General features: G+C 65.2%; 22 protein-coding genes. 6 read left to right on the top strand and 16 right to left on the bottom strand.

Annotated features, from left to right (window positions below; all coding sequences use genetic code 11):
• Window positions 1-53: 53 nt before the first annotated feature.
• From rplI to HMPREF3167_RS06500, 8 genes are all read right to left on the bottom strand, one after another.
• A complete protein-coding gene (rplI, locus tag HMPREF3167_RS06465) occupies window positions 54-500 on the bottom strand; it encodes a 50S ribosomal protein L9 (RefSeq protein ID WP_062612902.1) in 447 nt (148 codons plus the stop codon).
• 16 nt (window positions 501-516) lie between these two features.
• Entirely contained in the window at window positions 517-756 is a 240-nt protein-coding gene (gene rpsR, locus HMPREF3167_RS06470; RefSeq protein ID WP_038101734.1) for a 30S ribosomal protein S18, read from the bottom strand.
• 71 nt (window positions 757-827) lie between these two features.
• Window positions 828-1,358, bottom strand: coding sequence for a single-stranded DNA-binding protein (locus HMPREF3167_RS06475; RefSeq protein ID WP_062612900.1), 531 nt, complete (start codon window positions 1,356-1,358; stop codon window positions 828-830).
• A gap of 13 nt (window positions 1,359-1,371) precedes the next feature.
• Window positions 1,372-1,680, bottom strand: coding sequence for a 30S ribosomal protein S6 (rpsF, locus tag HMPREF3167_RS06480; RefSeq protein WP_062612898.1), 309 nt, complete (start codon window positions 1,678-1,680; stop codon window positions 1,372-1,374).
• A 223-nt stretch (window positions 1,681-1,903) separates the two neighbouring features.
• Window positions 1,904-4,048, bottom strand: coding sequence for a transglycosylase domain-containing protein (locus HMPREF3167_RS06485; RefSeq protein ID WP_062612896.1), 2,145 nt, complete (start codon window positions 4,046-4,048; stop codon window positions 1,904-1,906).
• Between the two features lie 9 nt (window positions 4,049-4,057).
• A complete protein-coding gene (locus tag HMPREF3167_RS06490; RefSeq protein WP_062612894.1) occupies window positions 4,058-5,248 on the bottom strand; it encodes an AI-2E family transporter in 1,191 nt (396 codons plus the stop codon).
• 190 nt (window positions 5,249-5,438) lie between these two features.
• Window positions 5,439-6,845, bottom strand: coding sequence for an MFS transporter (locus tag HMPREF3167_RS06495; RefSeq protein ID WP_246825745.1), 1,407 nt, complete (start codon window positions 6,843-6,845; stop codon window positions 5,439-5,441).
• Window positions 6,845-8,332 carry a CCA tRNA nucleotidyltransferase gene (locus HMPREF3167_RS06500; protein WP_083281109.1) on the bottom strand — a complete coding sequence of 496 codons (1,488 nt, stop codon included), beginning with the start codon at window positions 8,330-8,332 and terminating at the stop codon, window positions 6,845-6,847. The genes HMPREF3167_RS06495 and HMPREF3167_RS06500 overlap by 1 nt, the downstream gene beginning before the upstream one ends.
• 70 nt (window positions 8,333-8,402) lie before the next feature.
• On the opposite strand from HMPREF3167_RS06500, the gene HMPREF3167_RS06505 reads away from it, so the two are divergent.
• From HMPREF3167_RS06505 to HMPREF3167_RS06530, 6 genes are all read left to right on the top strand, one after another.
• A complete protein-coding gene (locus HMPREF3167_RS06505; RefSeq protein WP_082661100.1) occupies window positions 8,403-8,921 on the top strand; it encodes an NUDIX hydrolase in 519 nt (172 codons plus the stop codon).
• Window positions 8,918-10,876, top strand: coding sequence for a DUF6049 family protein (locus HMPREF3167_RS06510; RefSeq protein ID WP_143602081.1), 1,959 nt, complete (start codon window positions 8,918-8,920; stop codon window positions 10,874-10,876). The genes HMPREF3167_RS06505 and HMPREF3167_RS06510 overlap by 4 nt, the downstream gene beginning before the upstream one ends.
• A 45-nt stretch (window positions 10,877-10,921) precedes the next feature.
• A complete protein-coding gene (locus HMPREF3167_RS06515) occupies window positions 10,922-13,078 on the top strand; it encodes a protein kinase family protein (protein ID WP_070446150.1) in 2,157 nt (718 codons plus the stop codon).
• A gap of 12 nt (window positions 13,079-13,090) precedes the next feature.
• Complete coding sequence (gene trxB, locus HMPREF3167_RS06520) at window positions 13,091-14,020, top strand: thioredoxin-disulfide reductase (RefSeq protein WP_062612879.1); 930 nt, start codon at window positions 13,091-13,093, stop codon at window positions 14,018-14,020.
• 150 nt (window positions 14,021-14,170) lie between these two features.
• On the top strand, window positions 14,171-15,493 hold the full coding sequence (locus HMPREF3167_RS06525; protein ID WP_062612877.1) for an aminotransferase-like domain-containing protein: 1,323 nt from the start codon (window positions 14,171-14,173) through the stop codon (window positions 15,491-15,493).
• 3 nt (window positions 15,494-15,496) lie between these two features.
• Window positions 15,497-16,468 (top strand): D-alanine--D-alanine ligase family protein, encoded by a 972-nt coding sequence (locus tag HMPREF3167_RS06530; RefSeq protein ID WP_070446151.1) that lies wholly within the window; start codon window positions 15,497-15,499, stop codon window positions 16,466-16,468.
• Between the two features lie 102 nt (window positions 16,469-16,570).
• Here the strand turns inward: HMPREF3167_RS06530 and HMPREF3167_RS06535 are convergent, their stop codons facing one another.
• From HMPREF3167_RS06535 to rpmH, 8 genes are all read right to left on the bottom strand, one after another.
• Window positions 16,571-17,761: a ParB/RepB/Spo0J family partition protein gene (locus HMPREF3167_RS06535; RefSeq protein ID WP_371440124.1), complete on the bottom strand. Its 1,191-nt coding sequence runs from the start codon at window positions 17,759-17,761 to the stop codon at window positions 16,571-16,573.
• Window positions 17,762-17,919: 158 nt separating this feature from the next.
• Window positions 17,920-18,756, bottom strand: coding sequence for a ParA family protein (locus HMPREF3167_RS06540; RefSeq protein ID WP_068538927.1), 837 nt, complete (start codon window positions 18,754-18,756; stop codon window positions 17,920-17,922).
• A gap of 1,102 nt (window positions 18,757-19,858) precedes the next feature.
• Window positions 19,859-20,545 (bottom strand): 16S rRNA (guanine(527)-N(7))-methyltransferase RsmG, encoded by a 687-nt coding sequence (gene rsmG / locus HMPREF3167_RS06545; protein WP_070446155.1) that lies wholly within the window; start codon window positions 20,543-20,545, stop codon window positions 19,859-19,861.
• A 75-nt stretch (window positions 20,546-20,620) separates the two neighbouring features.
• Window positions 20,621-21,202, bottom strand: a complete 582-nt coding sequence (locus tag HMPREF3167_RS06550; RefSeq protein ID WP_062612867.1) for a Jag family protein — start codon at window positions 21,200-21,202, stop codon at window positions 20,621-20,623.
• 9 nt (window positions 21,203-21,211) lie between these two features.
• Window positions 21,212-22,390, bottom strand: a complete 1,179-nt coding sequence (yidC, locus tag HMPREF3167_RS06555) for a membrane protein insertase YidC (protein WP_068538924.1) — start codon at window positions 22,388-22,390, stop codon at window positions 21,212-21,214.
• A 10-nt stretch (window positions 22,391-22,400) separates the two neighbouring features.
• A complete protein-coding gene (gene yidD / locus HMPREF3167_RS09460; protein ID WP_083281110.1) occupies window positions 22,401-22,733 on the bottom strand; it encodes a membrane protein insertion efficiency factor YidD in 333 nt (110 codons plus the stop codon).
• Window positions 22,726-23,064 (bottom strand): ribonuclease P protein component, encoded by a 339-nt coding sequence (gene rnpA, locus HMPREF3167_RS06560; RefSeq protein WP_068538923.1) that lies wholly within the window; start codon window positions 23,062-23,064, stop codon window positions 22,726-22,728. The genes yidD and rnpA overlap by 8 nt, the downstream gene beginning before the upstream one ends.
• The gene (gene rpmH, locus HMPREF3167_RS09465) at window positions 23,065-23,205 is read right to left on the bottom strand and encodes a 50S ribosomal protein L34 (protein WP_024963111.1); all 141 of its coding nucleotides are present in this window, start codon (window positions 23,203-23,205) and stop codon (window positions 23,065-23,067) included.
• Between the last annotated feature and the right edge of the window lie 315 nt (window positions 23,206-23,520).

Below are 23,520 nucleotides of genomic sequence, written 5' to 3' on the forward strand. Positions count from 1 at the left end.
GGGGCGCTCCCGCGCCCCGCCCCCTGTGCGGCTTCAGCCGCGTGCTGATCGGATTACTCGGCGACCACGTTGATCTTCACGTTGGCCACGATCTCCTCGCCCAGCTTCACCGAACCTGTGTACTCGCCCACCGACTTGATGGCCGACACCAGGTGCACCTGGCGGCGGTCCACCGGCTTGCCGGTGACGGCAGCGGCAGCAGCGGCCACGTCGGCGGTGGTGACGGCGCCGAAGAGGCGGCCGTTCGCGCCGGCGGTCTTGGCGATCTGCAGGGTGGCGGTCTCGAGCGCGTCGCGCGACTCGCGTGCCGACTCGAGATCCTCGGTGGCGCGGCGGCGGCGGGCCTCGTTGATCTGATCGATCTGACGCTGAGCGCCCTTGGTCCACGCCGTGGCGTAGCCGCGCGGGATCAGGTAGTTGCGGCCGTAACCGTCCTTGACGGTGACCACGTCGCCCGGCTGGCCGAGCTTTTCAACTTCGTGAGTCAGGATGACCTTCATTTATTTATCCCCTTCCTCAGCGGTTCGAGCTCGAGAACGGAAGAAGAGCCATCTCGCGAGCGTTCTTCACGGCGCGGGCGATCTGGCGCTGCTCCTGGGTGGAAACACCGGTGACGCGGCGAGCGCGAATCTTTCCACGGTCGGAGATGAACTTGCGAAGCGTGGCGGTGTCCTTGTAATCGACGTGCTCGATCTTCGCAGCCTTCAGCGGGTTTGACTTCTTCTTGGGCTTACGCAAAACAGGCTTTGCGACCATGATTGAATTCCTCTTTATCTGTGAACATTCCGGCGGCGAGCACTGCCCGCTGGCCGGTTAACAATGGTGGATCAGAACGGCGGGTTGTCGTCGAATGCCGATCCGCTTGGCGCCTGCGACCACGGGTCCTGGCCCGAGCCGCCCTGAGGCGCGTTGTAGGATGCTTGACCGCGTTGCTGGCCCAAGCCGCCCTGGTAACCGCCGCCCTGGTTGTATCCACCCTGACCGCCGCCGGAGCGGTTGGTCTTGGTGACCTGAGCCGTGGCGTAGCGCAGCGACGGGCCGACCTCATCTACCTGCATTTCCACGGACGTGCCTTGCGAGCCGTCCTGGCGCTGGTAGTTGCGGATCTGGAGCCTGCCCTGAACGACCACGCGCATGCCCTTCGACAGGGATTCGGTGACGTTCTCTGCGTATTCGCGCCACACCGAGCAACGAATGAAGAGGGCTTCGCCGTCTTCCCATTCGTTGGTGTTGCGGTTGTAGGTACGCGGGGTCGAAGCGACCGTGAAGGAAGCGACTGGCGTACCCGAGCCAACATACTTGAGTTCCGGATCTGCGGTGAGATTCCCGACGACGGTAATAATCGGTTCGCCTGCCATGTCCTTCTCCTTCTTACTCGGCTGCCGCCGCGGCCTTGGGCTCGTAACGGAGCAGCTTGGTGCGCATGACGGTTTCGTTCAGGCCCAGCTGGCGATCGAGTTCCTTGGCGGTGTCCGGCTCGGCCGTCATGTACACGACGACGTAGATGCCTTCGCTCTTCTTGTTAATGTCATAGGCGAGGCGACGCTTGCCCATGATGTCCACGTTGTCGAGGGATCCGCCCTCAGCCGGGACGACGGCGAGCATCTTGTCCAGCGTGGGCTGGAGGGTGCGCTCGTCCACTTCCGGGTCGAGGATGATCATCATCTCGTAACTACGCATGTCTACCCACCTCCTTTGGTCTCAACGGTCACGGTCCTTCCGTGACAGGAGGGTTCATGCTCTGTCATAGACAGACAAAGACCAATTCTAGCCCATCCGCGCGCTTAGGCCACTGCGCAATGCGCCACATGTGGATGCCCGGCGGTCGCGCGCGACGCCGCCCGGGCACCTCACACCCAACGGCCCAGACCCGGCGTCTCGCTTCGCGCCCGGTGCCGGCCCCCTAGCCGTCGGCAGGTTCTGACGACGGATCGGGCTCCGGCTCCGGGCTGGGGGGCGCGCTCGGCTCCTCGCTTGGCGCCTCCGTGGGAGCCGGGGTGCTGGGGGCCTGGGTTGGAGCCTCGGTGGTGGGGGCCTCGGTGCTCGGCTCCTCGCTCGGCTCCTCGGAAGGCTCCTCGCTGGGCTCGGGCGCGGGCGCCGGGGTGCGCTTCGGTGTCAGCTGGCCAATCAGGGTGTCGACGTTCGGGAAGTACTCCACGTCCATATCCGCGGTGGCCGTCGCCATGTAGTCGTGCCACACCTGGGCGGGGAAATCGCCGCCGGCCACCTGATAGACCCCACCGAACGGTTCGAGCACGGCCTCTGAGCCGTCCTCACCCACGGCGTACATGTTGACCACCGTGACCATCTGCGGGACGTAGGCGGCGAACCACGCCGACTTCGGGCCGGTGGACGTGCCCGTCTTACCGGCCGCCTCGCGGCCAGGCAGCGCCGCGTTGGCGGCCGTGCCACCGTACTTGAGCGTGTTTTCGAGGACGTAGGTGGACAGCTGGGCCGTCTCCTCGCTGATCGCCCGCTCACCAACGGTGTTGCCCGTGTAGATCCGGTTTTCGCCCTGGAAGACTTCGCGCACGATGTGCGGGGTGGTCTTCTCCCCGCCGTTGGCGATCGTACTAAACGCCGTGGCCATGTCCACCGCTCGCGGGGAGGCCGAACCGAGCACGTTGCCCACCCCGTTATCCAGACCCGGGGTGTCCTCCGGCAGGCCGAGCTTGACCGCCATGTCCCGCGTCTTGTTCGGGCCGATCTCCTCATTCAGCTTGATGAAGCCGGTGTTGAGCGACTGCGCGGTCATGTTCGTCAGCGGCACGCTGTAGTAGCTGCGCCCGTCCACATTGTTGAACGTCAGGTCGGTGCCACCGGGATTGGCGATCGTGTAGGTGGCCGGCGAATCGTAGCGCTCGAGCGGAGAGATGCCGGCGTCCATCGCGGCCGCTACCGCGAAGGCCTTGAACGTGGACCCGGCCTGCGCCCGGTCCTGTAGCGCCGAGTTGCGCTGGCGCTCCAGGTAGTCCTTGCCGCCGTACATCGCGTAGATCTCCCCGTTGCGCGGATCGACCGAGATGAGGCCCACGTAGTAGTTATCGGGCTTGTCCTGTGGCAGGTTCGCCACGGCCTCCACGGCGGCCTGCTGCTTGGCCGCGTCGATCGTGGTGACGATCCGGTAGCCGCCGGTGGCCAGTTCTTCCTCCGTGAACCCGTTGTCCACCAGTTCGTTGCGCGCGGCCGCGAGCAGGTACCCGTCCGTTCCCGCATACGCGTTGTCCTTGCTCGGTTCGAGCACTTCCGGGAACGACGCCGTATCCGCCTCTTCTTGCGTGATCCACCGTTCGGAGACCATGCGGGCGATGACGCGCTCGAAGCGCTGTTCGGCCCGCTCCGGGCTGACGGCCGGATCCCACGCCGAGGGTGCGGGGATGATGCCGGCGAGCGTTGCGGATTGGGACAGCGTCAGGTCCTTGGCCGGCACGCCGAAGTAGGCCTGCGCTGCCGCCTCGATGCCGTAGGCGCCGCGCCCAAAGTAGATGGTGTTGAGGTAGTTTTCAAGGATCGTTTCCTTCGACTGCTGACTGTCAATCTTCAGCGCGAGGATCGCTTCCTTGAGCTTGCCGAACAGCGAGGTGGTGGTGCCTGTGTAGTAGCGCTCCACGTACTGCTGGGTGAGGGTGGACCCGCCCTGGGTGGGCTTGCCCTGGATGTTGTTCCACAGGGCGCGCGCGATGCCGCGCAGGTCCACGCCCGAGTTCTCGTAGAACGACGAATCCTCCGAGGCGATGACGGCGTGCTGGAGGTGCTCCGACACGTCGGCCAGGGACACCGAGGAGCGGTTGAGCTCTGAGAACGATCCGAGCTCCGTGGCGCCATCGGAGTAGTAGACCTTCGTGGTCTGCGCGAGCGCGAAGTCGTCCACCTCGGGGATGTTCGTGGTGACGTACAGGCCGGCGAGGGCGCCGATCCCCAGCGCGGTCAGAGCGAAGAACGTGCCGAGGAAGAAGCGCCACGACGGGATCCAGCGGCGAATCGGCCCCAGGCCCTCGCGTGGATAACCGCGGCCTTTTGCCTTCGCCTTCTTCTCTTTTCCTGCCATCGCTGCCTCTCAGTTCTTCGCGCGCGTGGGCCGCGAACGTTTCATTTTCCGCCGCCGCTCCTTGGGAGTGGGGACGGCGTACGCTCCCTGCCTGTCTTTTCGCACGATGTGTTGCTCGGAGATGAGGTAGGCATCGAGCCAGCGGGCGCGTGGATCGGAGTCTACTAGCAGAGCCTTAAAGAACAATGTGAGCGGCACCGCAAGGATCGAGCCGAGGATGCCCACCACCACGGTCCACAACGCCAGCGAGATGAAGGTGACCGTGGGCGAAAGCCCCACCACGTCACCCGTGAACTTGGGCTGGATGAAGGTCTGGATCGCCACGTTGATGATCGAGTACAACACGAGCACCCACACCATCGCCTGCCAGCCCTGGTCGAGTTGCGCCATGAGCATGGGCGGGATGACGCCGATAACGAAGCCGATGTTGGGAATGTAGTTGGTGACGAACGCCCAGTACGCCCATGTCCACGCCAGCGGCACGCCCATCACCTGGAGGGCGAAGCCGTCGATCACCGCCACGATCAGGCCGAACAGGGTGGAGACCACCCAGTAGGAGCGCACGCGCCGCTCGAAGTCGGACATGGCCCGGCCGATGTTGGCGTGGCGCTTGTTGATGATGGCCACACGCCCGGAGGTGATCGTGGTGTCGATGGTAATGAAGAACGCAGCGACTCCCACGATCGCGATGAGCCCGCCCACCGACGACATTTTGTCCACCAGCTCCCACGCCAGGCTGACCACCGAGTTGAAGTTGATCTGGTCGAAGAAGTTTGACAGCTCCACGTTCTCAAACCCCAGCCGGGTGAGCAGTTCAGTGGCCTGGTCCATCGTGTTCTCGAAGTTGATGGAGTAGTTCATCAGCGTCTGCGGCACGGGCGTGAGCAGCAGGATCGTGACCCCGAGCATCCCGAACACGATGAGCGCGAGCACCGTGATGACCACGGTGGCCGCCAGCCACGACGGCAGGCCGTGCTTGATCATCTTCTGCCCGATCGGGCGCACGGCCAGCACGAGCGTGAGCGCCAGGAAGATCGGCGTGAACACCGAGGAGATGGCGTTGAGGCCGATCCCCAGCACTGTCATGAGCGCGAGCACCACGAGAATCATGAGGCCGCTCGTTTCGCGGTCCTCAATCTGCACCGGCGGCGCCGGCGGCTCCTCCTCGGGGAGCTCGCGGGGAAGGTCTTCGTTCGTCATGACTTCATCATCTCACCTTCCTCCGACACTCGCGGGGAAGGTCCCCATCACGACACCCCTCACGCCCCTCGCGCCCAGTGCCCAGCACTGCGCCTGGCAGAAGTCGTGAATATACCGGCTACCGATCGCTATAGGGGCCTGGTATGCCTCAGGTTCACGAGTTGTGTCAGGCCGCCCGGCCAACCGCCGCCTACGCCTCGCGCGGGGCGTTGCCGATCCGGCTGACCATGTACCAGTACCAGCCGGCGAGCAGGATGTAGACCACGGTGAGCACCGCAAACACGGAGGGCTCCCAGCCGGTGTCCGGTAGCGCGACGGCGGCCAGCCCGGCCGCGCCCACGAACGCGGCGTTGTACATCATGTCGTAGAGGGAGAAGGCCCGCCCGCGGAAAGAATCTGCGGTGTCGGCCTGCACGATCGTGTCCACCGCGATCTTGGCCCCCTGCACGCCTAGCCCCAGCAGCACCGCCGACACGTACAGCAGCGGCATCTTGTATGTGGCCACCAGCAGCGTCTGCGACACTGCCGAGATCCCCAGGCACACCACGATCCACGCCGCCGGCGAGATCCACTGATACACGGTGGGCGTTGCCACGATCGCCAGCCCGTTGCCCACTATCGACACCCCCGCCACCAGAGCGAACATCGCGAGCCCGGCGCCGGCGTCGTGCGGATCGGCCAGCAGGTTGCGCGAGATGAGGAGCAGCGCGATGAAGTTGACTCCGTAGAGGAAGCGGTGGGTGGCCATGACGGTCAGCCCGTACATGGGCGTGCCGCGGCGGGTGAGGTACACGACCCCGTCCCACATCCGCCGCACGACGCCGGCCAGGTCCGTCCCGAGCGTGGTGGTCGGGCGGGCCTCGGGGCCGAGTTCGTCGCGGCCGAGCCGCAGCGCGAGTATCGCGGCCATTGCGAAGATGACCGCGGCCATCATGAGCGCCATCGCGTTGCGCATCGACTCGGCCGAAACGAGGCTGAGCAGCAGTCCCAGGCCCGAGCCGAGCGCCGCCGCCACCGAACCTAGCGTGGGCGTGATGGAGTTCGCCATCACCAGCAGGTGCTTCGGCAGCGTATGCGGCTGTCCGGCCGACAGCCCCGACAGCAAGAAGCGGTTGACCCCCAATGTCACCAGCGCCAGCACGTAGACCAGCCAGTGCGTCGGGGCCGCGAAGATAAGCGCGGCCAACACCACCGCGAGCGCCATCCGGATGAGATTCGCGCCGAACAACACCTGGCGCCGGCTCCACCGGTCCAGCAACGTGCCGGCGAACGGCCCGACCACCGTGAACGGCAGGAGTAGCACCGCGAAGGCCGCGGCCACCCCGGCCGCTGTCGTCGCGTTTTGCGGATTAAAGAAGAACAGCGTGGCGAGCCCGACCTGGAACACCCCGTCGCCGGTCTGCGACACGATCCGGATCACCAGCAGCTTGCGGTACTTCGGATATTGCGCGCACTGGCGCAGTTGCTCGAGCATCCCCGGCTTCTCGCCGCCCAGCTCTTCGGCCGGCTTCCCGCGCGCCTCACCGAGCGCTTCGAGCTCCTCGCCCACGACGCCGGCGTCCCGGCCCGCGCTTTTCTCTCGGCTCGGGCCAGCCACTACTCCTCGCCCCGCTCGGCCCACCAGGCCAGCAAACGGCGCGTGGCCTCCTCCTGCCCGAGCGGCCCCTCCTCCACGCGCAGGGCCAGGAGGTAAGAGCGCGCCTGGCCGACCTCGCGGCCGGGCTTGAGGCCGAGCAGATCCATGATCTGCTGGCCGTCGAGGTCGGGGCGGATCGCGTCGATCTCCTCTTGCTTCTTCAGCTCAACGATGCGCGCCTCGAGGTCATCCATCCCGGCGGACAGCCACGCGGCCTTGCGCCGGTTGCGGGTAGTGCAGTCGGCGCGGGTGAGCCGGTTGAGGCGCTCGAGTAGCGGGCCGGCGTCGGTGACGTACCGACGCACGGCGGCGTCCGTCCACTTCTGCTCGCCGTACCCGTGGAAGCGCAGGTGAAGGGCGACCAGAGCGGAGACGTCCTTCGTCACCACCTTGGGGAAGCGCAGGTGATTCATGCGCTTGCGGGTCATCTTCGCCCCCACGATGTCGTGGGCGTGGAAGGACACCGCGCCGCCGGGCTCGAATCGGCGGGTGGCGGGTTTGCCGACGTCGTGCATGATCGCGGCGAAGCGCAACACGAAGTCGGGGGCGGGGACGGGGCCGTCGTCGTCGGTCTCAAGCGCGATCGCGCGATCGAGCACGGTGAGGGTGTGCTCGTAGACGTCCTTGTGGCGCCCGTGCTCGTCCACGGTCTCGCGGAGCGCGGAGAATTCGGGGAGCACGACGTCGCACACGCCCGTCTCCACCATGAGTTCCAGGCCCTTGCGCGGGTTGGCGCCGATCATGAGGCGCTCGAGTTCGGCCTGCACGCGCTCAGCGGAGACGATCTCCAGGCGGGCGGCCATGTCAGCCATCGCGCCCATGACCTCCTCGGATACGTCGAAGTCCAGCTGGGAGGCGAAACGGCAGGCGCGCATGATGCGTAGCGGGTCGTCGTCGAAGGACTGCCGGGCCGGGGCCGGGGTTTCGAGCACGCCGTCGATCAAATCATCCAGGCCGCCGCACGGGTCCACGAGCGCCAGCTCGGGCAGGCGCACCGCCATTGCGTTGACCGTGAAGTCGCGCCGCGTGAGGTCGCCCTCCAGCGTGTCGCCGTAGTCCACCTCGGGCTTGCGGGAGGCCGGATCGTAGGTTTCGGTGCGGTAGGTGGTGACCTCCACGACCAGCCCGGAGCGCGCCGCGCCGATCGTGCCGAAGTCCTTGCCGATGTCCCACACCTTGTCGCCCCACTCGCCGAGCAGGGCCATCGTCTCATCGGGACGCGCCGACGTCGTCAAATCAAAGTCGTGAATAGCGCGGCCCAGGAAGGCATCTCGAACTGGCCCGCCAACGAGGGCCAATTCGTGCCCGGAACGTGCGAAAATAGATCCTAGTTCAAGAATTGCCTCAGGCAGATCGGACAGGGATCGGTGTCCCTGCACGAGAAGCCGGGCGCGCTGGTTCGTGCCGGCGTCCGTCGTCGTCAAGGAAGTGGTATCGCGTTCAGTCACTCCTTAAGAGTGCCAGAAAACCGGGTGCGTGAGCACTTTCCTCGACCTAGATCACTACAGTAGAAATAAGATGTCAAGAAGATTCCCGGCCCCTCCTCCCAGGGGGTCGCGCCGCAGACGACCAGTGGTTCGTATCCACAACCTGCCGGTCGTCAACGAGACGTCCGCGGGCGGCGTCATCGTCTCGGTCAAAGGCGGCCAGGCCTACGTTGCCGTCATCGCCCGGCGTAATCGCGGCGGGCGCCTCGAGTGGTGCCTGCCGAAGGGCCACCTCGAGGGCGACGAGACGCCCGAGCAGGCGGCCGTGCGCGAGGTCAGCGAGGAAACCGGTATCTTCGGCCGCGCCCTCATGCACCTGGCCTCCATCGACTACTGGTTTTCCTCCACTGACAAGCGCGTGCACAAGGTCGTCCACCACTTCCTCCTCGAGGCGCTCTCCGGCGAGCTGACCGTGGATAACGACCCGGACCAGGAGGCTGAGGACGTGGAGTGGGTGCGCATCGACAAGGTCGCCACCCGCCTGGTCTACCCCAACGAACGCCGCATTGTGGGCATGGCCCGCGCGATCCTGTACGGGGGCCGCGAATGAAACGCCTAGTGGCGGCGCTGGTCGCCGCGCTCGTGGTGGGTATACCCGGTGCGCTGTCTGCCTCCGGGCCCGCCTTCGCGACGACGGACGCCCGGCCCGGCGCCCAGGGCACCAGCTCCGAGACCGCGAGCGCCGAAGCCGACTCCGCGCAGCCCGCCGTCACCATCTCCGACGCCCCCGCCGTCCTGGAGGCGGGCCAGGACCTGGTGGTGTCGGTGGACGTGACGAACACGGGCACCGCCCCGCTCACCCTGACCTCTGCCGACCTGCGCGCGCAGGCCACCACCGCGGTCTCCGAGTTCTCGGTGCATCGCTGGATGGCCGACGTCACCCCTTCTTGGGACGTCGCCCGCACCGATATCTCCCGCAGCGTCGCCCCCGGCCAGACCATCACGCTGCGTCTCAGCTTTCCCGACACCGAGCTGCCCTGGCCCACCGGCGAGTTCACGTGGGGCCCGCGCGGCATTGAGATCGAGCTGTCCACTGACGACGGCCCGGTCGGCTTTGACCGCACGATGATTGTGGTGGCCTCCTCCGCCGAGCTCACCCCGTTCCCGGCCACAGCGGTGGTGCCCGTCTCGGCGATCAGCTCCGAGCCGATCAACCTGCTCCTTGACGCCCCCGCCACCGATTCCGACACCGACGCCCTCCTCCCCGACGTCACGAAGCAGGTGGATGCCTGGGACATCGCGGGCGTCACGCTGGCCGTGGACCGGGAGCTGCCGGTAAGCACGGACCGCGCCACCCTCCTCGCCCTGCCGGCCTATGACGCGGACATCTCCGCGCTGTCCGCCCTCGACCGCGAGCAGCAAGCGCGCGAGCTCGCCACGAACACCGTGTTCCTGCCCGCCTCGTCTCCCACCGCCAACGACATCGCCTTCGCCCACGACCTGGGCATGACCGTCCTTGTCCCCGACGCCGACTACGCGCCCGCCGACACGCTCACCTACACCCCCTCGGCCGTCACCACCTTCCAGGGTGAGCCGCTGCTGGTCACCAATTCCCTCGCTTCCGACGTGCTTTCCGGCGAGTTGCAGGTGATCGGCCGCGACGACGTCGCCCTCGACACGCTCGACACCCGCCAGGTCGCGGTCGCCCTTTCCGCCGTCCACCACCGCCAGCGCCCCAACGATCCGCGCCCCTACGTCCTCGCCGTGCCCCGGGGGGCGAGCGACGCCGCCCGCGCGGCTGTGGCCGCAGTGCTGGACGCAAGCTGGGTGACGGCGTCGTCGGTCAAAGCTCTCATTGGCCTCGAGCCGGACGACACCGAGCGCGTCCTCACCGAGCCCGACACCGAACCTTCCGGCGCGCTCACGCGCGGGGAGGTCACCGCGATCGACCACGCACTGGCCGCCTTCAGCGCCGTGGCCGCGATCTTCCCCGACGCCGATGCCAAGGTGGCCGCCGCCACCACCGCGGCGCAGGAGCTGACCTCCGTGTCGTGGCGCGGAAACCCGTCCGGGCGCGAAGCCCTCATCCGCACGATCGCGCCCACGCCCGCCCAGCTCGAGACGATCCACGTCTCCACTACCTCCACGATCAACCTCATCTCGGAAAGTTCGGCACTACCCGTGCAGGTGACGAACGGCTTCCATCAGCCGGTGACCGTAACCGTTCACCTCGATGTGCCGGACATCCGCCTGCGCGCACCGTCGCCGGTGGAGGTGACACTGCCGGGGTCGTCGACCACCACGGTCTCGGTGCCGGTGGAGGCTCACGGCTCGGGCAACCTGGACGTGGAGGTGACGGTGACGAACGCGGACGGCACGGTGGTCGGCGCTAAGGACGTGCTGCGCGTGCGGGTGCGGGCGGACTGGGAGAACGTGGGCACCGTGGTGATCGCCGGGGCCGTGGGCCTCGTGTTCCTTATCGGCCTGGTGAAGTCAGTGCGCGATGGCCGCCGTTCCAAGCCCGTGCAGCCGGACGATTTCGTGGCGGCATCAAGGCGATCGTGACACGGTCGCGGTAGACTTTGGCAAAGATTGACGAGGGAGTGAGACGTGAACACATACGCGCAGGCTGGTCAGCGCATCGCCGACCGGTTCGATCTGCTGTACCCGTACGAGCATCAGCCGAGCGATCAGGCGAGTGTGTGGGTGGCGCTCGACGTGGTGCTGTCGCGGCACGTGCGCGCCATCGTCGTTGACCCCGACTCCCCGCGCGCCCAACCCACGATCGACGCCGCCCACCGCGCCTCCCTCGTGGCGGACCCGCACCTCGTGTCGATCGTGCAGGTGGATTCGGAGGACCTGGCGATCATCACGGAGATCCCGCCGGGCAGTCCCGTCTCCCAGCACCTGATCGGCACGCCGCTGCCACCCGAGCAGGTGGCCTCCATTATTGGCGAGGCCGCGAGCGCGATCGCCACCGCCGCCCGGCGCGGCGTGCGCCACCTGCATTGCACGGGCAGGACCATCTTCCTCACGCCCGAGGGCGACGTGATCGTGGACGGGTTGGGGGTTTTCGGCGCGCTGGCCGGGGCTGACACGTCGAAGGACCGCGCCGACCTCGACCGCGACGAGGCGCGAGGGCTGAGCGTGCTGTGCGCGTCGTTACTGCTCGGCCACGACTTCCCCGAGCCCTCCGAGCACGACTCGGCCATCTATGAGGCCCGCCAGCTCGATCTGCCTCCCGTGCTCGACTCCCTGCTCACGCGCGAGTCCGAGGGCCAGGGTGCCACCTCGCCCGCCGACCTCACCCGCTCGCTCGTGCCCTGGCACGCGATCGACGTGGCGGCTTTGCCTGGGAAGGCCAACGACGCCGCCACCGCGGCTGACGGCATTCCGCCCGTCACGGCACCGAAGACGCGCCCGCAGTGGCCGGCGCTCAAGCCCGAGGCGATTGATGCGCACGAAGAAGAGGTAGGCGCTGAGGGCGTGGGCGCCGTAGAGACGGCGGACGAGCCCGCGGAGGAACTTGCGGGCGAGCCGGCCACGATCGAGATAGTCGCGGCCGACATCGAGAACGAGGCAGAAGACGCTGGGGCAGAAGGCGCCGCGGCCGACATCGAGGAGCCTGCGGCTGCAGAGCCCGAACCCGTGCACCAGCCTGCCGAAACGAAGGCCGAGGCGGCGCAGGTGGTCGACGACGCGCTCGGCCTGGACGGGGATGCCAAGCTTTCCTCGCCAATCGCGTGGCCCGACCTTTCCCATGAACCCGAGGGCCCGGCCACCGAGGCCTTCTCCCCCGAGGAGGCCCAGACTGCCGTCATGCCAGCGGAAGAGTCGGCAGCCGAGATGGAGGCCGACGTCGTTGACGAGGGCGACAAGTCGCAGGTTGACCGCGAGCCCGAGAGCGTCGTGCCCGAGGCGAAGTCTGGCCCGAAGCGTGTGAGCGTGCTTGAGGGTGAGGTCACCGAGCCGGAGCGCATCACGCGCACGGCCATGGCGGCGCGCGCGGCTGAGCCCGCCGCGAGACCCGATCCGAAGCCCGCCGGCGCTCCCTTAGCAAAGTCTGCTACCAAGCCCACGCCAAAGCCCGCACTCACCGAGTACGAGCGCGAGCGGGAGAAAAAGTTCGACGTGTCGAAGGTGGTGCTGCCGCTGTTCGCGGTCGGCATCGTTTTCTTTGGTTGGTTGGGATTGAAGACGCTGACGGCGCCGGTCGCCCCGGTGACGCTGGTCGATCCGGACACGAACGTGCCCTCCACGGAGGAGCCCTCGGCCACGGCCGAACCTACCGCCGAGCCGAGCCCCACCCCTACCGTGGCGCCCGCCATTGCCGCGGCCGAGCTGGTCAGCCCCGACGCCGGCCTGCTGCGCGGCACAGACCCGGCCACGCTGGACAACCCGAGCATCGTGCCGCTCGCCGTGGATGGCAACCCGGAGACGGAGTGGGAGTCGTGGACGTACGGCTCGCCCGATATGTACACTATGTCCGGTATTGGCCTCTATGTAGAGCTCGAGCAGGAGGCCACAGTCGCCGAGGTCACGATCGACACCGTGGGCAACACCGGCGGGAATATTCAGATCCGCGACACCGTTAAGGATGCACCCTCGGCAGGCAAGGTCCTCGCCGAAGGGCCCGCGGATGGCAGCACCACGTTCACGCTAAGCGAGCCGCTCACCGGCACGTCATTCGTCATCTGGATGACCGAGCTGCCCCTCAACAGCGCGGGTGAACCGCAAATGATCGTGTCCGAAATTCATGTGAAGTAGAAACGAGGAAGAGTGACTATTCACGACGTCGTCATCGTCGGCTCCGGCCCCGCCGGATGGACCGCCGCCATTTACACGGCCCGCGCCGGCCTCAAGCCCGTCGTCATCGCTGGCGCTGTCAGCGCTGGTGGCGCGCTCATGCAGACCACCGAGGTGGAGAACTTCCCCGGCTGGCCCGAGGGCATCCTCGGCCCGGACCTCATGGAGAAGCTCCAGGAGCAGGCGGAGCGCTTCGGCGCGGACGTGCGCTACGAGGACGCGGAGTCCATGACGCTCGAGGGCGAGGTCAAGGAGGTCGTCACCGACGAGGAGACCTACCAGGCCAAGACCGTCATCCTCGCGCTCGGTTCGGAGTACAAGAAGTTGGGCCTGCCCGGCGAGGAGGAGCTGTCGGGCAAGGGCGTGTCCTACTGCGCCACGTGCGACGGGTTCTTCTTCCGTAACCAGGAGATCGCGGTGGTCGGCGGCGGCGATTCGGCCGTGACCGAGGCCCAATTCCTCTCGCGCTTCGGCACCACGGTTCACGTCATTCACCGCCGCGACGAACTGCGCGCCTCGCAGATTATGGCCGACCGCCTGCTCGCCAACGACAAGGTGAAGATGCATTGGAACTCCGTGGTTGAATCGATTAACGGCTCAGCCAAGCTTGATTCCCTCACCCTGCGTGACACCGTGACGGGCGAGACCCGCGAGCTACCCGTGACTGGCCTGTTCGTGGCGATCGGCCACGAGCCGCGCACCGAGTTCATCAAGGGCCAGATCGCGCTCGACGACAAGGGCTACATCACCGTGGCCGAGCCCAGCACCGCAACGAGCGTGCCGGGCGTGTTCGCGTGCGGCGACGTCGTCGACTCCCACTACCAGCAGGCGATCACCGCCGCGGGCATGGGCTGCAAGGCCGCGCTCGACGCCGAAGCCTACCTGGAGGCACTGGCCGGCTGACCGGCGGGCCGGCGTCGTCGGTTAACAAGCGCTTGTGACGCCAGCGGGCCGTTGGGCGCAAGCCGGCAGGCCGGCGTCGTTGGGTAGCCTGTGGACAATTCTGCGCGGGTGGGAGGCAAAGTGGTAGCGTCGGCGTGGGAGAGGAATGAGATGAACGAGCGCATCGCGAGCAAACTAGCCGCCACGGGATCGGGCACGCGCCTGGATCCGTGGTTTGACCGTTACGCGGACCGGGCACTTGGCATGCGCCAGTCCGAGACCCGCTCGCTGTTCGCAGTGGCGAACCGCCCGGAGGTCGTCTCGCTCGCCGGCGGCATGCCGAACATCGAGGGCCTCCCGCTCGACTTCCTGGCGGAAATGTCTGCCAAGCTCATCCGCGAACGCGGCACGCAGGTGCTGCAATACGGTGGCGGCCAGGGTGAGGAAGAGCTACGGGAGATGATCGTTGAGATCATGCGCCCAGAAGGTATTCGCGCCCACCCCGACGACATCGTGGTGACCACCGGCTCGCAGCAGGCGCTGGACCTCATCACGCAGATCTTCATCAACCCGGGCGACGTGATCGTGGCCGAGGCACCCAGTTACGTGGGCGCGCTCGGTGTGTTCCGCGCCTACCAGGCCAACGTGGTGCACGTGCCGCTCGATAAGGACGGGCTGATCCCGGAGGCGCTCGAGGAGACGCTGACCAAGCTAGAGAACGAGGGCCGTGAGGTCAAGTTCCTCTACACCGTGCCGAATTTCCACAACCCGGCGGGCGTGTCGATGTCGCTGGAGCGCCGCCCGCAGATCGTGGAGATCTGTAAGCGCCACCACGTGCTCATCCTCGAGGACAACCCGTATGGGATGCTCGGTTTCGACGACGTGACGATGACCCCGCTGCAGACCTTCAACCCCGACGGGGTAATCTATCTCGGCTCGTTTTCCAAGACCTTCGCGCCCGGGTATCGCGTGGGTTGGGCGCTGGCGTCGCACGCCGTCATTCAGCGACTGGTGCTGGCGAATGAGAACGCGGTGCTGTCGCCCACGAAGATGGGCCAACTGTCGATCTCCGAATACCTGCGCACGTACGACTGGATGGCGCAGATCAAGTCCTACCGCTCGATGTACCGCGAGCGGCGGGATGCGATGACGGGCGCGCTGGCGAAGTACCTGCCGCAATGCTCGTGGAACGTGCCCGAGGGCGGGTTCTACACGTGGGTGAAGGTACCCGACGGGATCGACGCCAAGGCGATGCTTCCGCGCGCCACCACCAATCTCGTGGCCTACGTGTCCGGCACAGCATTTTACGCGGACGGGCAGGGGCGCGACCACATGCGCCTATCCTTCTGCTACCCCACCCCGGAGCGGATAAAGGAGGGCGTGCGGCGCCTGTCCACCGTGCTCGAGGCCGAACTCGACACCGTTCAGATGTTCGGCAACCCCAATCGTCACACCAACTCCGGCGTGGAAACGCCGAACTCGAACCTAAGGTAGGTAATGATGGGCCCGATGACAGTAGCTGTGCTCGCCGGTGGCCTCACCCACGAACGTGAGATCTCGCTCCACTCCGGCCGCCGCGTGGCCGATTCGCTGCGGAACTCCGGGATCCAGGTCAAGGTTCTCGACGTCGACGCCCAGCTCCTCCAGCGCCTGGACGCGATCGAGCCCGACGTCGTGTGGCCGCTCGTGCACGGATCCATCGGCGAGGACGGCTCGCTGCAGGACCTGCTGGTGTTGGCCGGGTACCCGTTCGTCGGCTCAGAAGCCTTCGGATGCCGGCTGGCCTCGGACAAGTCGGTGGCCGCGTCGGTGCTGGCGCGCGCCGGGCTGCGGGTGCCCGATTCGCTCGCGCTTCCGCAGAGCCTGTTCCGCGAGGTGGGCGTGGGCAACATTTTGAACCTGGTGGAGCACCGCTTCGATTTCCCCCTGGTGGTGAAGCCCACCAAAGCTGGGTCCTCGATGGGCCTGTCGATCGTGTCTGACCGCGCGGCGCTGCCGGGCGCGATGGTGGACTGTTTCGCGTACGGGGATGTGGCCCTCATCCAGCAGCACATCGCGGGGCGTGAATTCGGCGTCGGCGTCGCCGACCTTGGGGAGGGCCCACGGGCGCTGCCGCCGGTGGAAGTCCGGGCGTCCGGCCCCTACGACTACGACGCGCGATACAACCCCGGCCGGGTGGAGTACCTCATTGCGGACGAGGAGGACAAGGTGACGCACGTGGTCAGCGAGATGGCCGAGGCCGTGCACCGTACGCTCGGGCTGCGCCACCTGTCGCGCACGGATGTCATGGTCGACGCCGAGGGCCAGGCCTGGTTCCTCGACGTCAACATCACCCCCGGCATGAGCGAGACCTCGATCTTCCCGCAGGGCGCGGCCGCGCTGGCGCGCCGCCAGGGCCGCACGCTCGACGACGTCTACCTCGACATCCTCACAACGGCCGCGCACTCCGCCGACGCCGCCCAGGAGTAGGGCGGGCGCTGGCCACGCAAGCAACGCTGGCGAGTGCCGTCAGCGACGACGCGGGAGTCATGAGTTTCACCCGGTTCGCCGCACATGTTGCGCTGGCAGATCTCAGGCTTGTTGCGCCGCACCGCTCTCTGCCTCGACTGCCACGGCACCCTCAGAGAGGTTGTCGAGGATCCGGTTCAGGTCTTCGATCGTCGCGAATTCGATGGCGATCCGCCCCTTGGTCAAGCCCATGTTGACCTTGACCCGGGTGTTGAACCGGTCCGAGAGGCGGCCCGCGAGCTCATTGAGCTCTTCCGCGTAACGGCCGCGGCGGGGACCCCGTGCACGTGCGGGGGCGTAGTCCTCCCCGATCGCCACGGTTTCCTCGACCTGCCGAACGGAGAGGCCCTCCGCTACGATACGCTGGGCGAGGCGCTCCATCGCCGCGGGATCCGTGAGCCCGAGCAGGGCGCGGGCGTGTCCCGCCGAGAGAACGCCGGCCGCCACCCGACGCTGGACGAGCGGGGGTAGCTTGAGCAGGCGTAGCGTGTTGGAGATCTGCGGGCGCGAGCGAGCAATTCGCCGGGAGAGTTCTTCCTGCGTGCACCGGAAGTCCTCGAGGAGCTGCTGGTAGGCAGCCGCTTCTTCCAGGGCGTTGAGGTTTGCCCGGTGGAGGTTTTCGAGGAGGGCGTCGCGCAGGAGGTCGGCGTCGTCGGTGTGACGGACGATCGCGGGGACGGTGTCCTTGCCCGCCCGCTGCGAAGCTCGCCAACGACGTTCGCCCATGATGAGCTCGTATTGCGCGTCCGGGTTGTCTGGGTGGTGCTCCGCGAGCCCGCGCACGACTATCGGCTGCAGCACCCCGACCTCCGCAATCGAGTCTGCGAGCTCTTGGAGATCGTCCTCGTCGAAGACTTCGCGCGGCTGGCGGGTGTTGGGAATGATGGCGTCGACGGGAATGTCGCCGAAGGTGGCGCCCGGGACGGGGAGCAGCCCGTTGGGATCAGCGGTGTCAGCAGTAGCAGCGGTGGCCAGGTCAGGCATGCCCATGCCCGTGGGGGTTCCACCAGCCCGGCCCTTGCCCTTGGCGGGCACACCCGGCTCGCTTGCGGTTTCTGTTCCCGAACCTGCCGCCAAGTCGAGCGAGATTTCCAGGCCGGCGCCTTCCTTGGCTGCATTTTCGGACAGCATGGAATCCTCCGAAGAACTGGCCTCCGAAGCGGCCTTCTTCGCGGTTGTCTTTTTTGCCGTGGTCTTCCGGGCAGTTGCCGGCTTCGTTTCGCCGGATTCCTTCACCGTATCTGCCTCAGACACCACAGTGTCCGAATTGTCCGAAGTGTCGGCGCTTGTCGTCTCCTTCGCGATGGGCGAGCTGAAGAAAACGTCCGTGGCCCGACTGCGCGTTTCCTTTTGTTCCTCGGGGAACAGCGCGCCGAGTCCGCGTCCGAGTGCTCTTCTCTTGTCAGCCATTCTTACCTCCGGTTGGCGATCTCGTGGGCGGCGGCGAGGTAGGCGACGCCTCCGGCCGAACGCGGGTCATACGTGAGCACGGTCTGCTCGAAGCTGGGCGCCTCGGAGATCTTCACGTTGCGAGGGATCTCGACCGTGAGGGTTTGCTCCGGGAAGTGCTCGCGCACATCGGCAGCGACGTCCTGTGACAGGTTGGTGCGCTTGTCGAACATAGTGAGCAGGATCGAGGAGATGTGCAGCTCCGGGTTCGCTGATTCCTTGATCATGTTGATGGTGTTGACCAGCTGGGTCAGGCCCTCCAGTGCGTAGTACTCCGCCTGGATGGGGATCAGCACCTCGCGAGCGGCGATGAGGGAGTTCAGCGTGAGGAGCCCGAGGCTGGGCGGGCAGTCGATGATGATGTAGTCGACGTCCGGGTTAGCGGCTTCTATCGCTTCCTTGAGGCGGTATTCCCGTCGGAATTCCATGATGAGTGAGACCTCGACCGACGAAAGATCGATCGTCGATGGAACCACTTGCAGGTTGACGATGTCCGGGCATTGGTAGGTGACCTCATCGAGAGGTTTCTGGCCCATCATGACTTCATACAGCGACTCGGTGCCGGGCGTGTGCGGAGTTCCAAGAGCCGTCGAGGCGTTGCCCTGGGGATCCGCGTCAATGACCAGCACCTTGAGACCACCGAGCGCGAGTCCCGCAGCGATGTTCACCGCCGTGGTCGTCTTTCCGACGCCGCCCTTTTGATTTGCGACCGCAATGATTCTGGTCTGCTCGGGCTTGGGAAGCTTTTTTCCGCGAAGTCCTCGCAGTGTCTTCCTGTCACGGAGGAGTTCTGCACCCACTGGGGATGCCGCTTCCGTGAATTGCTCTTCAAAAGTACGCTTGACGGGCTCAGTGCCGCGGCGACGCTCGGCTTGACGTCTGGGATCTGCCACTTCTGCTCCTCGGGTTGTTAGGAGTTCATTCTATCGGAGTGCCCCGACAATCGCGCTTCTGAACTTCTTTCGAGCGTTGTTTCACGTGAAACATCGGCCCCGCGCACGAACGTTGACTGCTTAATTTCTCCATCAAACTGACCGCGTTTCACGTGAAACAGTCGCGCCTCTCTACAGCACTTGTGATGTCCACAGGGCCTATCAACCGTTTCACGTGAAACACTATTCGGTTCCCAACTGTCTTGTGCTATACGTTGGCGGGAACGATATAGTTTACTCAATTCGAAAATTTTTAAATGAAGCGTTCAACAACCGAAGAGCGACGGCACGTTACGAGGAATTGCAGACTAAGCCGCCTCAAAAGACTATGACGTTTCACGTGAAACGGAAATCTAAAGGAAGCTACCGAAGGACCTGTCCCGAGCAGCGCCCGAAGTAACTACGAAGGACCGGAAAAATGACACTCCCTGCCGAACGTCCCGGCGACACTTCCGCAGACAGAAGCTCCAGAGCGGTGTTTCACGTGAAACATGAAACGGTGAAACAGCGCACGACGTGAAGTGCCAGCGGAGGCACGGCGTTATAACCGCCCGTAGTGCCTCAGGTTAAACGCATGGCTGTAAGTTCAAATACCTGCATTGCAGTCGAATGGAGGGAAGGCTGTCACAGACATATTTGCTGTTTCACGTGAAACGCTTAATTCCTTCGGTACGACACGGCATTAGAACCGTGGGGAGCCAGATAGCTCGGCCGGCTGCGATGTTTCACGTGAAACGGAAGTGCGGAGGTGCCAGAAAGTAAATAAAGAACGACCCGAACCGCAGGTGGCGACACCGGGGCGGCGAAATGAAGTTTCACAGCCTTAAGAACCGGCGTCTCTACCGCAGACGAAACCAAATGCCCGATGTTTCAAGTGAAACATTCGCGCAGCATTCGCTACTCGCGACACTGTTTCACGTGAAGCATCGCGCTGACGGCCAGACTCCGACTACAAAGCCTGAACCGCTCACTACTTCATCTTGACGACCTCAACTACCCTTGTGCCCTCGTCAGTTCCCCACACATCCACGTCCATCGTTCGCGCAGACTGTGCCCGGTATTTCCTGAGTTGCTTCTCGGCCTCGGCTACTTCAATCTCGGCCCGCTGCCCCTTGAGTGCGACAAGCCGTCCGCCGGGCTTGAGTAGTGGTAGCGTCCAGCGGAGTAGCTTCTTGAGGGCGGCGACTGCGCGGGCGGTCACGACGTCCACGGCATATGTCTTCGGTAGATCTTCGGCTCTGGCGCGGATGACGTTCACGTTCTCCAACGCCAGTTCATCGGTGACGAACTGGAGCCAGTCGGTGCGTCGTTCCATGGGTTCGATGAGGTCGACGTCAAGGTCAGGGCGAATGATAGCGAGAACCATTCCAGGAAATCCGGCTCCCGCCCCTACGTCCGCGATCCTCATCCCGTTGGGCACGAACTCCGACACGGCAGTCGAGTTCAGCAGGTGGCGCGACCACAAGCGGTCCAGCTCCCGCGGCCCAATGAGGCCGCGCAGCTCACCCTGCTCCACGAGCAGTTCTCCGAAGCGAACGAGCCGCTCCCACTCGCGAACACCAAAGTGACCTGCGCCGCCCTCCGGCGTGGGCTCCACTCTCACCACGTCAACACGCGCACTCGCCGGCTCCCACCCGGACTTCCTCGCATCCGACATCTCTACACGCTCCCTCTTCTACCACTACCTACAGAAACGGGGGCCAGCCGCAGCCAGCCCCCGCATCAGCGTTGCTTACTCGTCCGCGGACTCGGCGCTCTCCGCGCTCTCCCCGCTGTCGGCACTTTCCGCACTCTCAGCACTGTCGCCAGAGTAGTCGTCGTCGTAATCATCATCGGGAAGGGTGATGACCACGTGGCGGTCCTGGCCCACGCCCGACGAATCAGACACAAGCCCGGCGGCGGCCACGACGTCGTGGACCACCTTGCGCTCGAACGGGTTCATCGGCTTCATCGAGTAGGGCTCTCCGGTTTCCTCCACGCGGTCCACCGCGCGCTGTGCGATCTCCGCGATGTGGCGGCGGTGGCTGTCGCGGTAGCCAAGGATGTCGAGCATGAGGCGCGAACGCTCGCCGGTCTCCTGCTGGACCGCCAGGCGGGTCAGCTCCTGTAGCGAATCGAGTGCCTCGCCCTTGCGGCCGATGAGGCGCTTGAGCCGGCGGTCCCCGCCGTCGTCAGACACGATCGCCACGGAGGCGCGGTCGGCCTCGACACCGATCTCGATGTCCCCGTCGAGGTCCGCGATGTCGAGCAGCTCCTCGAGGTAGTCTGCAGCGATGTCGCCTTCTTGATCAAGCTTGGAAGTATCTTCGCTCATCTTTATCCCCTAAAAATTGCGCTTCTTTTGGTTCTGCTGGCGCTGCTTGGCCTGCTGCTTCTTGTTCTTCTTGGTCTTCGACCGCTGCCGCTCGGCCATCCGCCGCTCGTAGCGCTTCTGGGCGCGCTCGGCGTCGGTGAGTCCGTCGAGTCCCCGAATCTCATACTCTTCTTCGGCGATGTCGGCGGCGGCGCCGTTCACGACGTCGGCGGCGGGCTCAACGCCCTTCGCTGCGGCCTTCTTGGAGCGCTTTTTGCCGAGGGGCTGTTCGCGCTGACCCACCGACACTTCGGTGGCCGACTCTTCTTCCTCCGGCGGCAGGCCCTTGGCGATGCGCTTGGCGCGCAGCCGCTCCTGGCGGGCCTTATAGGCCGGCGAGCCGGGCGCGGGGTTCTTGGTGATAAGCCAAGTCTGCTGGCCAATGTTCCAAATGTTTCCGGTCAGCCAGTACACGAGCACGCCCACCTGGAAAACCGAGCCGGAGAACAGGTAGATCAACGGCATGCCGTAAAGCATATACTTCTGCATCTTGTATGCCGGGTTGTCCGGGTCCTGCGAGTCCTCGGGCAGGTTCTTCGTCATGATCTGCTTCTGCGAGAAGAACAGGGTGGCCATCATGAGGGCGATGAGCACCACGGCCACCACGATGACGTTCGTGGGCAGGGAAAAGCTGTTCGCCGTCGAGATCGAGGACACGAGCGGGGCGCCGAAGACCGTAGACTCGCCGATCTCCTGGGCCACGGCCTGGTTGATCGGGCCAATCGACGGGCGCTGGTACGAGACGGTGGAAATCGGCAAAACCGCGTAGAGCAGGCGGAAAAGGGAGAAGAAGATCGGCATCTGGATGAGCGCCGGGAGGCAGGCCGAAAACGGCGACGTGCCGTGGTCGCGGTAGAGCGCCATCATTTCTTCCTGCTGGCGCTGCTGGGAGACCTGGTCGGTACGCCCCTTGTACTTCTTCTGGATCTTGCGGATCTCGGGTGCGAGCTCCTGCGATGCGCGCGAGGCCCTGGTCTGCTTATTAAACAGCGGGATGATGAGGATGCGGATGATGATCGTGAGGCCCACGATCGACAGTACCCACGCGGGCCCGGCGCCCGCCTGCATCCCGATCGCGGTCAGTGCGGTGTGAATCCCGTACATGATGTAGGAAATGACCCACATGAGGGGGAAGAGGATGGTATCCACCTATACGCTCCTAAGCGTCGTGACCATCGCCATGGCTATCTGCCTGATGGTCGTGTTCTTGCTGTTCGCGCAGTGCGATGAGTTCTTTGTAGCCTAACGGCTTGGTGGGCCACTTTCCCTTTTCGGGAACCCAGTCCACCCCGCCCTTCGACCATTGATTACACCGCAGCAACCGCCAGATACTTAAAAGTGTACCTTTAATCGCGCCGTGAACTTCAATTGATTCGAAAGCGTAGGCCGAGCATGTCGGCTGGTACCGACACCGCCTGGGCTGACCTGCGGAAATGCTGCGCTGGTACCAGCGGATGCCGGCTTGCAGCGCGCGAGAGACGCCCTTAGCCACGCGTCACCCCCGCACGTTCGAGTTGCACGACGACGGCCCGGGTCAGCTCCTCGTAGCTCGCCTCCGCCGCGGCGGGTAGCGCGCGCACGACGACGAGCTCCGCACCGACGTCGAGGTGGTCCCTCATAATATGGCGAAGACGCCGGCGTACCTTGTTTCGTACGACGGCGTTGCCCACCTTCTTACTAACAGTGAAGCCGACCCGAGGGCCGGCTTGCGGTTCGCCCTTCACGACGTGAACGACGACGTATCTGTTTGCGCTGCGTAACCCCGAGCGGAAGGCGAAGCGGAAGTCCTCCGGCCTGCGCAGTCGGTTCGCTGCAGAGAGCATTTACGCAGAGAGCTTGGCGCGACCCTTACGGCGACGTGCGGCGAGGACGGCGCGTCCGGCGCGAGTGGACATGCGCTTGCGGAAACCGTGGGTCTTGGCGCGACGACGGTTGTTCGGCTGGAAAGTGCGCTTCGTAGTCATGGGTGACCACCTAAACTAGATCGGATAACGAAAACACTCCATGCGGAGCGCGTGTGCAAAGCACACATGACTTATCGAATTTACTGAAGAATTAGCCGAAAGGTCAAGGAACGCGCGCGGGGCGGTGATGGATATCTCAAGACCCCAAGAATGCCCAGACTGGAGTAATTCCATTTATTAATATCATCCACATTTTTCCTTCCCCTAAAGGTTAAAACTTTCGCGCGTGAACACGCCATTTGGGCCTGTGAATTACAACAGTGTAATATCCACACGTGTGCACAAGCCTGTGGATAACTAATCTGACTTTCCACA

It is taken from the genome of Trueperella sp. HMSC08B05, assembly GCF_001808405.1.
GTDB lineage: Bacteria > Actinomycetota > Actinomycetes > Actinomycetales > Actinomycetaceae > Trueperella > Trueperella bernardiae.

What these genes read in the sequence shown, in the direction of transcription:
- HMPREF3167_RS06530 (WP_070446151.1), top strand. Translation starts at nt 15,497, where the DNA reads ATGATGGGCCCGATGACAGTAGCTGTGCTCGCCGGTGGCCTCACCCAC.
- rsmG (WP_070446155.1), bottom strand. Translation starts at nt 20,545, where the DNA reads ATGTCGGATGCGAGGAAGTCCGGGTGGGAGCCGGCGAGTGCGCGTGTT.
- rnpA (WP_068538923.1), bottom strand. Translation starts at nt 23,064, where the DNA reads ATGCTCTCTGCAGCGAACCGACTGCGCAGGCCGGAGGACTTCCGCTTC.
- rpsF (WP_062612898.1), bottom strand. Translation starts at nt 1,680, where the DNA reads ATGCGTAGTTACGAGATGATGATCATCCTCGACCCGGAAGTGGACGAG.
- HMPREF3167_RS06475 (WP_062612900.1), bottom strand. Translation starts at nt 1,358, where the DNA reads ATGGCAGGCGAACCGATTATTACCGTCGTCGGGAATCTCACCGCAGAT.
- rpsR (WP_038101734.1), bottom strand. Translation starts at nt 756, where the DNA reads ATGGTCGCAAAGCCTGTTTTGCGTAAGCCCAAGAAGAAGTCAAACCCG.
- HMPREF3167_RS06510 (WP_143602081.1), top strand. Translation starts at nt 8,918, where the DNA reads ATGAAACGCCTAGTGGCGGCGCTGGTCGCCGCGCTCGTGGTGGGTATA.
- HMPREF3167_RS06525 (WP_062612877.1), top strand. Translation starts at nt 14,171, where the DNA reads ATGAACGAGCGCATCGCGAGCAAACTAGCCGCCACGGGATCGGGCACG.
- HMPREF3167_RS06485 (WP_062612896.1), bottom strand. Translation starts at nt 4,048, where the DNA reads ATGGCAGGAAAAGAGAAGAAGGCGAAGGCAAAAGGCCGCGGTTATCCA.
- HMPREF3167_RS06505 (WP_082661100.1), top strand. Translation starts at nt 8,403, where the DNA reads ATGTCAAGAAGATTCCCGGCCCCTCCTCCCAGGGGGTCGCGCCGCAGA.
- rplI (WP_062612902.1), bottom strand. Translation starts at nt 500, where the DNA reads ATGAAGGTCATCCTGACTCACGAAGTTGAAAAGCTCGGCCAGCCGGGC.
- rpmH (WP_024963111.1), bottom strand. Translation starts at nt 23,205, where the DNA reads ATGACTACGAAGCGCACTTTCCAGCCGAACAACCGTCGTCGCGCCAAG.
- HMPREF3167_RS06490 (WP_062612894.1), bottom strand. Translation starts at nt 5,248, where the DNA reads ATGACGAACGAAGACCTTCCCCGCGAGCTCCCCGAGGAGGAGCCGCCG.
- HMPREF3167_RS06550 (WP_062612867.1), bottom strand. Translation starts at nt 21,202, where the DNA reads ATGAGCGAAGATACTTCCAAGCTTGATCAAGAAGGCGACATCGCTGCA.